13 protein-coding genes are annotated in these 11,617 nt (G+C 70.4%); 4 read left to right on the top strand and 9 right to left on the bottom strand.

The features are described from left to right. Positions 1–276: 276 nt before the first annotated feature. The 6 genes from VGC13_RS26390 to VGC13_RS26365 form a co-directional block, all read right to left on the bottom strand. Entirely contained in the window at positions 277–1,035 is a 759-nt protein-coding gene (locus tag VGC13_RS26390; RefSeq protein WP_331128313.1) for a class I SAM-dependent methyltransferase, read from the bottom strand. Between the two features lie 7 nt (positions 1,036–1,042). Beyond that, on the bottom strand, positions 1,043–1,480 hold the full coding sequence (locus VGC13_RS26385; protein ID WP_331128312.1) for a hypothetical protein: 438 nt from the start codon (positions 1,478–1,480) through the stop codon (positions 1,043–1,045). Between the two features lie 5 nt (positions 1,481–1,485). Next, complete coding sequence (locus VGC13_RS26380; RefSeq protein WP_331128311.1) at positions 1,486–1,938, bottom strand: hypothetical protein; 453 nt, start codon at positions 1,936–1,938, stop codon at positions 1,486–1,488. 70 nt (positions 1,939–2,008) lie between these two features. Further along, positions 2,009–2,407, bottom strand: a complete 399-nt coding sequence (locus VGC13_RS26375; protein WP_331128310.1) for a hypothetical protein — start codon at positions 2,405–2,407, stop codon at positions 2,009–2,011. Between the two features lie 958 nt (positions 2,408–3,365). Next, on the bottom strand, positions 3,366–4,493 hold the full coding sequence (locus VGC13_RS26370) for an AI-2E family transporter (RefSeq protein WP_331128309.1): 1,128 nt from the start codon (positions 4,491–4,493) through the stop codon (positions 3,366–3,368). Between the two features lie 478 nt (positions 4,494–4,971). Beyond that, a complete protein-coding gene (locus VGC13_RS26365) occupies positions 4,972–5,457 on the bottom strand; it encodes a hypothetical protein (RefSeq protein WP_331128308.1) in 486 nt (161 codons plus the stop codon). 235 nt (positions 5,458–5,692) lie between these two features. Between VGC13_RS26365 and hslO the strand changes: the two genes are divergently transcribed. After that, a complete protein-coding gene (hslO, locus tag VGC13_RS26360; protein WP_331128307.1) occupies positions 5,693–6,577 on the top strand; it encodes an Hsp33 family molecular chaperone HslO in 885 nt (294 codons plus the stop codon). A 101-nt stretch (positions 6,578–6,678) separates the two neighbouring features. On the opposite strand, the gene VGC13_RS26355 is transcribed toward hslO, so the two are convergent. From VGC13_RS26355 to VGC13_RS26345, 3 genes are all read right to left on the bottom strand, one after another. Next, positions 6,679–7,026, bottom strand: a complete 348-nt coding sequence (locus VGC13_RS26355; protein WP_331128306.1) for a DUF2335 domain-containing protein — start codon at positions 7,024–7,026, stop codon at positions 6,679–6,681. A gap of 100 nt (positions 7,027–7,126) precedes the next feature. Next, positions 7,127–7,342, bottom strand: a complete 216-nt coding sequence (locus VGC13_RS26350; protein WP_331128305.1) for a hypothetical protein — start codon at positions 7,340–7,342, stop codon at positions 7,127–7,129. Positions 7,343–7,496: 154 nt separating this feature from the next. Beyond that, on the bottom strand, positions 7,497–9,206 hold the full coding sequence (locus VGC13_RS26345; protein ID WP_331128304.1) for a diguanylate cyclase: 1,710 nt from the start codon (positions 9,204–9,206) through the stop codon (positions 7,497–7,499). A gap of 178 nt (positions 9,207–9,384) precedes the next feature. Here VGC13_RS26345 and VGC13_RS26340 point away from each other — a divergent pair, with 178 nt between their 5' ends. The 3 genes from VGC13_RS26340 to VGC13_RS26330 all read left to right on the top strand — a co-directional run bounded on the left by VGC13_RS26340 (position 9,385) and on the right by VGC13_RS26330 (position 11,571). After that, a complete protein-coding gene (locus VGC13_RS26340) occupies positions 9,385–9,966 on the top strand; it encodes an FHA domain-containing protein (RefSeq protein WP_331128303.1) in 582 nt (193 codons plus the stop codon). Beyond that, positions 9,963–10,712, top strand: coding sequence for a PP2C family serine/threonine-protein phosphatase (locus tag VGC13_RS26335; protein WP_331128302.1), 750 nt, complete (start codon positions 9,963–9,965; stop codon positions 10,710–10,712). The genes VGC13_RS26340 and VGC13_RS26335 overlap by 4 nt, the downstream gene beginning before the upstream one ends. A gap of 334 nt (positions 10,713–11,046) precedes the next feature. Next, entirely contained in the window at positions 11,047–11,571 is a 525-nt protein-coding gene (locus VGC13_RS26330; protein WP_331128301.1) for an HIT family protein, read from the top strand. The last annotated feature ends 46 nt before the right edge of the window (positions 11,572–11,617 follow it).

Genomic DNA, 11,617 nt, shown 5'->3' with positions numbered 1-11,617 from the left:
CATCGACACCCCGCCGCCACTTCCTTTCATCCGCCCAACGCACCAGAGCGTGTCATCCTGAGGCCCGGCCACGCCGGACCCACTCTTCGCGCAAGTGGTCGCAGGGCCGAAGGATCTACTGTCCGGCTGCTCGAACCCGGGCGCGGCAGCCTTCCAGCCGTCCGAAAGTAGATCCCTCGGTCCTGCGGCCGGCGGCGCGAGCGGACGGTTCCGTGTGGCCGGCCTCGGGATGACAAATCCGCCTGGATGGGGTGATCCCTCGCGGAAGTCCGGCGATCAGTCCACGCGGCCGAAGTAGATCTCGGTGTCGTACGCAAAGCGCACGCGGCCGTCCTGCTGGTGCTCGTCGAAGATGCGCCGCAGGGCATCCAGCATGGGCACATGGCCGGGATGGTCCACGTTGGGCGCGTACGATGACGACAGCAGCCGGCCCTTCAATCCGTCGAAATCGAACACCTGCTCGCTGGGCACCACGCGCCGCACGTACCCCTCGCCCAAGGCGATGCGAAGAGCTTCGTCCGTCACGTTCTCGTGGTTCACCGTGGTGTAGTCGGTGCCGTGCTCGCGCAGCAGCGCCTCGTACGCGCGCAGGAAGGGCGTGCTGTCCGTCTGCCTCGTGTTCCACAGCAGCACGATCCAGCCGCCCGGCCGCAGAATGCGCCGCCACTCCGGCGCCACGGCCGCGGGATCGAACCAGTGGAACGCCTGCGCCGCCACCACGTAGTCCACGCTGCCGTTCGGCAGCGTGGTGGCCTCGGCGCTCCCCGCCACGCTGCGAAAGCGCGGATCGCCGCCCAGCATGGCCTCGGCGGCGGCGCGCATCCCGGCGTTGGGCTCCACCGCGTGCACCGGATGCCCGGCGTCCAGAAACAGCTTCGCCGAGATCCCCGTCCCCGATCCCACGTCCGCCACCACCTGCCCCGGCGCCAGCCCCGTCTCCGCGCGCAGCACCTCCAGCACCGCCGCGGGATACCCGGGGCGGTAGCGCACGTAGTTCTCCACGCGGTCCGAAAAACGGGTGGTGGCGCTGGACATGGCCGGTCTACTGGATGGTGACGGTGCGCGTGACGGTGACCGCCTCCCGGCCCGGCTCGCCGCGGCCGTGGATGCGCACCGTGGCCGTGCCCGGCTGATCGAAGCGCAGCGTGGCCGTGTGCCGGTAGAGCTCAACGTTGGCGGGGCACACGTCGCCGCCCGAGTCGCGGTCGTACGGGCGCACGTCGGCGCTCATCCCGCCGGTGCGTACGCGCGTGGGGCCCTTCGTCAGGCATCCGCCGCCGTGCGTCACCACCTCCACGGTAAACGGCTCGCCCCGCGGCGCGGTTTGCGGCACGGACACCTGCGCGGGCGCGGACGGCAGGATCTGGATGAGGCCCGGCTGCTCGCCGCCGTCCGCGCCCGTCACCGAGCACCCGGCCGACGCCAGCAGCGCCGCGACGGCACCGCGCAGGGCCAGGTCGCGCATCGTAGCCCTCGTCATCGCCTTCACCTCTCCGCCGCCACCACGACGGTGCGCGTGAGGGTGATGGGCTCGCCGCCCGGCATCCGCGTGCCGTGGATGCGGATGGTGGCGGTGCCCGGCTGATCGAAGCGCAGGGTGACGTCGTGCCGGTACAGCGCCAGTTCGTCCGTGCAGACCACCTTTCCATCGCCCACGTAAAGGTCGTAGGGGCGCACGGACACCGTCATCCTCTCGCCCTGCACCACGTCCGTGTAGCCCTTGCGGACGCACCCGCCGCCGTAGCTGGTCACGCTCACGGTGACCGGGTCGCCCACCAGGACGGATGCCGGCGCCGTCACGCGCGGCGGGTCGCCGTAGTGCTCCAGCACGGCCGGCTGCTGCTCGTCGTGGTGCTCGGGAAGCAGCGTCGAGCACGCCGAAGCGAGCGCGGCAAGGACGACGGGGAAAAGGGCAAGGGCGCGCATGGGAGCTTTCATCCTGTGGCTGGGACCGTGGGCCGTGGCGCCTTAGAACGACGCGGATCGGCCGTTCGTGACAGCCCCGTCGTCAGTCGCGGATGGGCACCAGGACGAACGACGCCAGCATCATCCCCAGCCCCACCAGGTACGGGATGGGGCTGCCCACCAGCAGGTAGTGCACGGCCCCGAACAGCGCCGTCGACTCGCCGATGGCCCACGCCACGATGTTGAACGTGGTGCGCCGCGCCGGGTCGCGCTCCGCCGCGTGCCGGCGCTGAAAGTACAGCAGACCCAGCGCTGCGCCCACCAGGTAGGCGAGGTTCACGTACAGCAGCGGACGCGCCAGCTCCGGCGCCTGCGGCGGGTTGCGGCTCACCGTCACCGCCACGTACGCGCCAAACAGGATCACCGGCCCCAGCAGCGCCATGCGGATCACCCGCAGCTGGGTAGGGCCTGCGCCGGGGCGCCGCGGTCCGTTGTCGGGCATGGGAGGGGTTGGGGGATGTGGATGGGGGGTGGAAATCGGCCGCGGACGCCGTTGGTCCGCGGCCGGGCTGCGTCAGCGTCCGCCGACGTGGATGTCGCCGCACGACTTGTCCGGTGCCGCCCTGCGCCTAACGTAGCCACGCTTTGAACCGCGCGCGAGGCCAGCCGGATCGCTCCTTGAACCAGCCAGGGGAAACACCTGTCATTCTGAGAGAGCGCCCACCCCCGCGCTCTCGGAAAGACCGTGGAGCCCTTGGGCGCGACCGAAGAATCTCCCGCCCCTCGCGCGGAGTCTCTTCCCGGGCATAGCCCGGGAACCCCGCGTGTCGACACCATCCTGCCGACCAGACACTGATCGTTCGGTCTGCACCAGGCTTCCGGCGGAAAGAGAGCACCTGCACGGCGCCCACTCCCCACCGCGACTGACTTCCTGAGGGAGGCGCCGCGCGGAACCTGCTGCTACGAAATAGCCTGGCGCCGACCGAAGGATCTCGCCGGCACAACCGAGGGGCCGGCCCCTGCGTCGTGAAGCCAGCCCCTTGCAGGCCGAGAGTAGATCCTTCGGTCGCGCGCAATCCGTTGTGTGGCTTCTGGTTGCACGTGGTGCGCTCCCTCAGGAAGTCACGCTTCACTGTGAGCTTGAGGGCTTAGCAACACCCTCTCCCGGGTTGGAGACACCTTCTGACCCACACAGGACCGTCGCCGCGCGTCACCTCTCCCCCATGCAGTTTATGGGGGAGAGGCCGGGAGAGGGGGGCCGCTTCGGGCTCGGCAGGATGCAAATCGCCCCGTCCCGATCCATCGGCACCGCCAACCTCCCCCAGCAGTTTTGGGGGAGGTGCGAGCCTGAGCGAGCGGAGGGGGCGCCCTGCGGCACACGACAGACTCAGTCGAAGCGTGTTCGAATTCTCCCTCTCTCCCGCGCTTTGCAAGGGGAGGGGGCCCGAGAGATGGGGGTCCTATTCGTTCACCACCGGCGCAATGCGCTCCTTGTCGGTGTCGATGGCGCGCTCCACCCACAGCACCTGCACCACCGTCCACACCAGCATCGTAAGCGGCAGCGCCAGCAGCACGCCCAGGAACCCGAACAGGCTGCCGAACAGCACCAGCGCGAACAGCGTGACGAACGGGTGCACCTCGGCGTTGTGGGCCATGGCCCACGGCGTGATCAGATTGGCCTCGATCTGCTGGATGGCCAGCGCCGCGATGGCCACGAACATCCCCTTCTGCGGGTCGTCCAGGAATGCGACCATCGTGGCCGTCAGCCCGCCCAGCCAGGGTCCGAACAGGGGGATGAACTCCACCAGCCCGTTCAGCACCCCCAGCGCCACCGCGTTGGGCACCCCGATGGCCAGGAACGCCGCGGTGCTCAGCACCGCCACCGCGAGCATGGCCGTCCCCGTGCCCTTGGCCCACCCGATCAGCCGGTCGCCCAGCAGCTGAAAGATGCGGTACCACGCCAGCCGCAGGCTGTGCGGCAGCACCCGCATCATGGGCGTCAGCAGGCGGTCGTTGGGGCTGGCCAGCGCGAACAGCCCGCCAAAGAACAGGATCAGGGGGATGAACAGGATCTCCAGGAAGCTGGCGGCCTTTCCCATCATCGCCGATCCGCCCCCGCCGCCGGCGCTCTGGAACAGCTTGGAGGGATGCGGGATGTCGATCTTCATCCCCGTCGCCTTCGTGATCTGCTGCTCCCACTGGGCGATCTGCTCCTCCAGCTGCGGCCCCGTGCCCATGATGCCCCGGGCCTGCTGCAGCAGCAGCGGCATCCCGATCGCCAGCGCGCCCACCACCGCGCCCACCACCAGCAGCCCTACCAGCGCCGCCACCCACTTGCGCTTGATGGGCAGCCGGCGCTGCAGCGCGTTCAGGATCACCGCCAGGATGGCCGCCGCGTAGCCCAGCAGAAAGACGTGCGTCAGCTGCTCCCAGTAGTGAAAGACCAGCGCCAGCAGAAAGGCCAGCCCCACCGCGCGGTACAGGTGCTCCGGCCGCAGCCGCTCCGCCAGCCCGGTGTGGTGCGGCGCGGCGACGGCGTCGGCGCCCACGCGCGGCGCGGCCTGCTCGTCCGAAGGATGCTTGTCCATCCGGCTCCGATCCGGGGAAGGGACGTGGTTTTCTCCCGCCCGCCGGGGCAAGGAGCGCACCATCCGCTTTCCCGGCGCGCCGGATCGTCACTCACGCGATTGCGGGACGGTCTCGGATACATGGTCCAACGCCGCCCATCCCGCCTCCATCGTCCCCCGCTACCCGCGCATCCGGAGGGTTCGCCTGAGCCTGAGAGGGTGTTGCCAAACCCCCGAACTCACAAAAAGCGATGACTTCCTGAGGGAGCGCACCACGTGTAATTTGATTCCACACAACCGCCTGCGCGCGACCGAAGGACCTGGTCTCGGTGGCGCAGGGGCCAGATCAGGGCACGGAACCAGCCCCGCCGTTCTGCTGGCGAGGTCCTTCGGTCGGCGCCATCGTGCAGCGTACAAGCGAGTTACGGGCGGCGCCTCCCTCAGGAAGTCAATCACGCTGGGAGGTTTGGACACCCTCTGAGGCGCCGCCCGACGCGGATCAGCTCTCCGCGCCCTCCGGCGGCGGGCGGCGGCCGCGCGCGTACTGCGCTTCGGCCTCGAACTCCGCGGCGAGCAGCGTCTGCATCCACCCGCGCACCGCATCCGCCTGCTCCGGAAGCTCGTCCGGGTGCCGCGCGGCGAGCGCGAAGATGCGCTCCAGCACCGCCGCCGCCTCCGCGCGATCCGGCGGCAGCAGGCGCTTCAGCTGCGGCAGCGGCAGCGGCTTGGGGCAATCTTCATCCACCGCTTTCTCTTCCACGTACCCGGCGGGGTGCAGGTGCAGGAACAGCGCGCCGTACCGCTCCCGATGGCGGGGATGGGGCTGCACCGTGCCGCCGTTGATGAACTTGCGCAGCGTCTCGTGCCCGATCCCCCACCGCTCCGCCAGGCCGCGATACGTGTGCTGCAGCGCCTGCTCGCGCACGAAGCCGCGCAGGACCTCGAGGGGGATGTCGGCGGGATTGCGCGTGAACGTCGGGTTCATGGCGTCACCTGGACCGGGTGCACGATCGTGTGGGAGTACGGCGGATCATAAGAGCGGCGGACGTGGACCGTCAAGCGTCAAGTAAACGGAGTGAAACGCGGGTGCCGGCGCTGGCGCGGCCGGAGCGCCGCGTTGGGGAACTCCGTGGCCAAACCGTTGTACCGAACAGCGTTGCGCCGCGGCCGGCACCTGCCCGGGCCGCGGCTTCCGTTTAGGGCGCAAAGGCTCCATGACCATGACGACCACTCCGCGCGACTACCTCGTGCGCGCCACCGCGCTGGACGAGCGCGTGCGCGCCTTTGCCATCAACGCCACCGGCGTCGTGCGCGAGCTGCAGCGCCGGCACGACACCCACCCCGCGGTCACCGCCGCGCTGGGCCGCACCGCCATGGGCGCGCTGCTCCTTTCCGCCGCCACGCTCAAGGAAGAGGAGCAGGTGCTCACCATCGACGTGCGCGGCGACGGGCCCGTGCGCCGCATCCTTGCCACCGCCAACGGGCGCGGCCTGGTGGGCAACCCGCACGCGCACGCCGAAAGCCGCAACGGCAAGCTGAACGTGGGCGGCGTGGTGGGCACCGAGGGGTACTTGGCCGTCACCCGCGACCTGGGGATGCGCGAGACCTACCGCGGCATGGTGGAGCTGGTCTCGGGCGAGATCGGCGAAGACCTGGCGTACTACATGGCCAAGAGCGAGCAGACGCCCTCGGCCGTGGGCATCGGCGTGTTCGTGCTGCCGGACCTGAGCGTCGAAGCGGCCGGCGGCTACCTGGTGCAGCTGCTTCCCGGCCTGAGCGACGACGAGATCGGCGCCATCGAGCAGCGCATCGCCGCCCTGCCACACCCCACCGCGCTGCTGCGCGAGGGGGCCACGCCCGAGCAGATCCTGGAGCGCATCTTTCCCGAGGGCTTCACCTTTGGCGACAGCCAGCCGGTCTCGTTCCACTGCCCCTGCTCGCGCGAGCGGTTCGAGTCGGCCATCGTCAGCCTGGGCCCGGACGAGGTGCGCCGGATCATCGAGGAAGAGGAGCAGCCGTTCACCGAAGTGGTCTGCCACTTCTGCAACCAGGCATACCACTTCTCCCCCGACCAGATGAACGCCATCCTCGACGCGGCCCGGTAGGCGCGGGAGGATGAGAAGACCGTGCATCGGTGGATGACGATCGCGCAACGGGCCGGCTCCCGACCAGGGGCCGGCCCCTTCTTCGTCCGGGCCCCGCGGGATCACGGTTCCGCGGTCCGTGCGGCATCCCCCGCGTGCCGCTTTCCGCGGGTCAGGAACACCAGCACAAGGGAGGAGATCGCCAGGATGATGGAGCCCATCCCTTCGCGCGAGCTTCCCTCGTGCACCAGGTAGATGCCGCCCGCCAGCGCCGTCATGGTGATGACGAACGCCGCCGCCAGCCCCAGCTCCGACAGCCGGATGGCGCGCCGCTGCAGCGCACGGCGGTGCTCGCTCTCCCGCTCGGCGACGGTCACCAGGCGGTCGGCCAGCCCGGGGAGCGTGCGCTCGTACCTGGCCAGCAGCTGCGGCGGCGGGATGGGGCCCGCGAACGCCGTGGAGGTGGTCACCTCGATGGCGGCAGGAAAAGCCCGTCGTTGACGCAAAATGGCCGGGTCACTCAGTGACCCGGCCATTTCTTCGCTCGTGGCGGTGGTGGCGAACTCGTGCCTATTCCTCTTCGCCGGCTTCGGAGGCATGGAGGCTCTCTTCAGCATGGTTGAGGGCGACCAGCCAGTCGCCCCGGAGCGCCTTGGCGTCGGCCTCGAGGCCGCCCCAGTCCTTTTCGGCGAGCAGCACGCCGCCCAGGTCGAGCGCGTGCGCGGCGCCCCAGAGAAGGCTCCGAACCCCGTTGCGCCCGCTGCTTGCCACAGAGAAGATGCTCATCGTGCAGATCGCCTTTCCCGGACGTTTCCTTCGTCCATGTACGATGCACACTTCGTTCCCTTCTGTCAAGCCCCCGCTCCGCTCGGCCCCCGCCCGGCGTTCCGCGCATCCGCCCGATCCGCCGGCAGCGGCCTCTCCGAAGCCCGCCCGTCCCTTACCGCTCCACGAACGCCGTCACGCGGTCGGATCCCTCCACCCGCACCGACACCAGCCGGTCGCGGCCGTCGCTCTTGGCGCGGTACAGGGCGCGGTCGGCCGCCTCCACCAGCGCGTCCGGGTCCACCAGGTCCGATCCCACGGCCACGCCCATGCTGGCCGTCACCTCCACCGCCGGGCGCCCCTCCACCGGAACCCGCATCTCGTTCAGGTTCACGCGAAAGCGCTCGGCGAACGCCAGCGCGCCCTCCATTCCCGTGTCGTACAGCAGCACGGCGAACTCCTCGCCGCCAAACCGCGCCGGCAGGTCCAGGTTGCGCGCGCTGGAGCGCAGCAGCCGCCCCACCCGTGCCAGCACCTGGTCGCCCACGCGGTGGCCGTGCGTGTCGTTGATGCGCTTGAAGTGGTCCAGGTCCACCATCACCAGCGCCAGCGACCCGCCGGTGCGCTTGAGCCGTCCCGCCTCGCGCCGCAGCGCGTCCTCCAGCACGTGGCGCCGCGAAAGCTCCGTCAGCGGGTCCACCAGCGCCGCCACCTCGGTGAGCGCCCACTGCCCCGCGGTCGCCGTCCCCACCGCGATCAGAAAGACCATGAACCCGATCCAGAACACCCCCGAAACCCCGGGAAGGATGCGGGCGACGGGGATGAACGAGACGTACTCGCTCAGCAGGTCGTACGAGAGCGCCGCCGAGAACGCCGCCGTCCCCACCAGCAATGTGCGCGCGTGCGGCGTCGCGGGCCCGTCTCCCGGCGCCGCCGCCTTCCACGCGCGGGCGATCACCAGCAGCAGCCCCACGATCAGCAGCGCGTCGATCCACTGGTTGAACTCGGCCAGCAGCCGCAGGGGCAGCACCAGCCCGGCGGCGAACGCCGCCGCGAAGGCCAGGTTCACCAGGCGCGTCCGCCGCCCGCCCCGCAGGCCGAACAGCCGGTTCACCAGCGCCACGTACGCCGGCCCCCCCGCCAGCAGCGCCAGCAGCCCCACCCGGTACGGGTTCATCACCGGGATCAGCGCCCGCTGCACCGCGTCGGCGTAGGTGGCGCCGTAGATGGAGATGCACAGGCACACCGCCGCGAACAGCAGGTTCTCGCGCGCGGCGCGGCGGCGGAACCAGAAGGCCAGGTGGTAGACGCCGATGGCCAGGAAGAACGAGACCAGCCCGCCGATGACCACGGCCCGCGGCGAGCCGCGCACCGCCAGCTCGTCGTAGCGGCCCACGCGCACGGGCATCATCAGCCCCCCGTACGCGTAGTCGTTGTAGACGCGCACGGCCACCACGTGCCGCCCGTCCGCCGCCCGGGCCAGCACCGAGTCGGGGACCAGGAACAGGACCGGCGTCACCCCCTCCACGAACTCCGGCGGCATGCGCCCGGCGCCCGCCACCTTTACCCCGTTCCAGTACAGCTCGAACGCGTCGCCCACCGTGCCGAAGCGAATGCCCACGGGAGCGCCGTGCAGCCCGGCCGGCAGCACCACCTGGCGGCGGTACCAGCCAAAGCCGTCGTAGTCGCCGAGGGCCGCTTCCCACTCGCCGGGCACGGGAACGGTGCCCCAGGCGCGGTCGTCCAGCGCCGGGCTGGCCCACGCCGCGTCGTCGCCCTGGCGAAAGCGCCAGGGGCCGTCCAGCGCCAGCGAGTCCGGCGCCGTCTGGGCGGCGGCGGGCGCGGCCAGCAGCAGGAAAAGAGCGAAAAGAAAGCGGGTGGTCACAGAACAGGGGGTGCGGGTCCCGGAAGGGCGGCCAAATCTTACGTTCAAAACACCCGCGGGTCAAGCGGTTCGCTTCGTGCGCGTCTTGCAGGAGGGCGCCCCGGCGCGATACGTTCCGCCGCCGCGCAACCCGTTTGGCCGCAACCCGTTCAACCAGACCGCAAGGAGCATCGCGCCCATGTCCAGCCTCGCACCGTCCGGGCGCCCCGGTCCGCTCGCCAGCCTGGCGCTCATGGCGGGCCCGCGCTACGGCGAGGAGCTTCCCGTCCCCTCCCCCGTGGTCACGCTGGGGCGGGCCGCCGGGTGCGACGTGGTGGTCGACGACGATTCCGTCAGCGCGCAGCACGCCCGCCTGGAGTACGAGATGGGCAGCTGGCGCATCACCGACCTCGAGTCCATCAACGGCACCGCGGTAGAGGGCGTACGGCTCGCTCCCGGCGTTCCCACCCCGCTTCCCTACGGCGTAAAGGTGCGGCTGGGCGGCGTGCAGCTGCAGTTTCGCGAGGTGGAGCAGGCCGACGTCGAAACGGCCCGCGCGCAGTACACCGCCCCCGAGGCGCCGAAGACGCTGCGCGAAGAGCGCTCCGGCGCGCGCTTCCCCGTCTGGCTGGTGCTGATGATCATCATTCTGGCCGTGGCCATCGGCATCATCGTGTACATGAACGTCATCGCCCCGCCCGCGGCGGTGGGCGCGGCGCCGGGCGGGCCACTGGAGCGGCTGGTGATGGTGGTGCTCTCGCCCGCCGCCGCGTCGCTGTGAAGCTGCGCTGGCGGGCCGCGGGCGCCTCGGACGTGGGGCGCGTGCGCGAAGGCAACGAGGATGCCTTCCTGGTGGACGAGGCGCGCGGCATCTTCCTGGTGGCGGACGGCATGGGCGGCCACGTCGCGGGCGAGATCGCCAGCGGCATCGCCGCGCAGTCGGTGGGCGTCACCCTGCAGAAGGGGGTGGACGCCGGGCTGCAAGCCGACGCCCTGGCGCACTCCATGGTCGATTCGTTCCTCGCCGCCGACCGCGCCATCGCCGAGCACGTAGCCACGCACCCCCAGACGGCGGGGATGGGCACCACCGTCACGGCGATGGTGGTGTGCACCGACGGCACCTACCGGCTGGGCCACATCGGGGACAGCCGTGCGTACCTCATGCGCGATGGCCAGCTGGCCCAGCTGAGCCGCGACCACACCTGGGTGCAGCGCGAGGTCGAGGAGGGGCGCCTTACCCCCAGCGCCGCGCGCAAGCACCGCTACTCGCACATCCTTACCCGCGCGCTCGGCGCCGACCCGTCCGACGCCCCCGAGCTCACGGGCGGGCAGCTTGAGGCCGGCGACCTGCTGCTGCTGTGCAGCGACGGCCTTACCGGCATGGTCCCCGACCGCCAGCTCGCGCGCATCCTGCGCGAAGGCGCCACCCTCGAGGCGCGTGTGCAGGAGATGATCGCCATGGCCAACCAGCGCGGCGGCCGCGACAACATCACCGCCGTCGTCGTCGAGTTCCTGGCCGACGAGTAAGACAGATGGGTGTCACAGGGAATAGGGAATAGGGAATAGGGAATAGGGAATAGGGAATAGGGAATAGGGAATAGCCGGCAACGGGGGGGGGCTGGATGCCGCAACTGCTGGCCCAAGTTCCGTGAGCAAGGCTCTGCGCAGCAGGTGGAGAACTCCCGCAGAGGCGCGGAGAGACAAAGGAGATAGGCTCTCTCTCCGCGCCTCCGCATTGTTCATCCCGCTATTCCCTATTCCCTATCCCTGCCGTCCCCTCCATCGGCCTGCCTCTTGCACCCCGGGCCTCGGAATGCGCCGCCGGGGCGCGTCAATCGGACCGAAACTGCTGGAGGCCGGAGTGGTCGATCCCAACCAGAACCCCACCTGCGTCTTCTGCCGCATCATCGGCGGGGACGAGATGGTGAGCGTGATCCATGAGGACGACGAGACCATCGCGTTTCTCGACGTGCAGCCGCTGCATCCGGGCCACGTGCTGGTGATGCCCAAGGAGCACTTCAAGAACCTGTTCTACGTCCCCGAAGCGCTTGCCACGCGCACCTTCGCCGTCGCCAAGCAGATCCTTCCGGGGCTGCGCAAGGCCACCGGCTGCCGCGCCATCAACATCTTTTCGCCCAACGGCGCGGACGGCGGACAGGACGTGTTCCACTTTCACGTGCACCTGATCCCCGTGCCCGCCGAGGCGCCGTTCCCGCTGCAGCTTCCCGACCCCAACGCCGCCGTCCCGTCGCGCAGCCAGCTGGACGTGATGGCCGCGCACATGATGCGCTGCATTCACGACGAAGCCGCCGCCGCGTACCACGAAGAGGCCGCCGCGTCCGCCGCGGCCGAATCCAACGAGTCGGCCGAACCCGCCGCGGTGTAGCTGCCGGAGACGGCCTCACGCGGAGGAACGGAGAGAGGACGCGGAT

It is taken from the genome of Longimicrobium sp. (genome assembly GCF_036399255.1).
In the GTDB taxonomy this organism is placed as follows: domain Bacteria; phylum Gemmatimonadota; class Gemmatimonadetes; order Longimicrobiales; family Longimicrobiaceae; genus Longimicrobium.
Note: the sequence above shows the minus strand (reverse complement) of the source record. Positions and strands in the feature narration are given on the sequence as shown.

Coding starts and splice junctions, on each gene's coding strand:
- VGC13_RS26365 (WP_331128308.1), bottom strand. CDS start 5,457: ATGAACCCGACGTTCACGCGCAATCCCGCCGACATCCCCCTCGAGGTC.
- VGC13_RS26370 (WP_331128309.1), bottom strand. CDS start 4,493: ATGGACAAGCATCCTTCGGACGAGCAGGCCGCGCCGCGCGTGGGCGCC.
- VGC13_RS26390 (WP_331128313.1), bottom strand. CDS start 1,035: ATGTCCAGCGCCACCACCCGTTTTTCGGACCGCGTGGAGAACTACGTG.
- VGC13_RS26375 (WP_331128310.1), bottom strand. CDS start 2,407: ATGCCCGACAACGGACCGCGGCGCCCCGGCGCAGGCCCTACCCAGCTG.
- VGC13_RS26350 (WP_331128305.1), bottom strand. CDS start 7,342: ATGAGCATCTTCTCTGTGGCAAGCAGCGGGCGCAACGGGGTTCGGAGC.
- VGC13_RS26385 (WP_331128312.1), bottom strand. CDS start 1,480: ATGACGAGGGCTACGATGCGCGACCTGGCCCTGCGCGGTGCCGTCGCG.
- VGC13_RS26340 (WP_331128303.1), top strand. CDS start 9,385: ATGTCCAGCCTCGCACCGTCCGGGCGCCCCGGTCCGCTCGCCAGCCTG.
- VGC13_RS26380 (WP_331128311.1), bottom strand. CDS start 1,938: ATGAAAGCTCCCATGCGCGCCCTTGCCCTTTTCCCCGTCGTCCTTGCC.
- hslO (WP_331128307.1), top strand. CDS start 5,693: ATGACGACCACTCCGCGCGACTACCTCGTGCGCGCCACCGCGCTGGAC.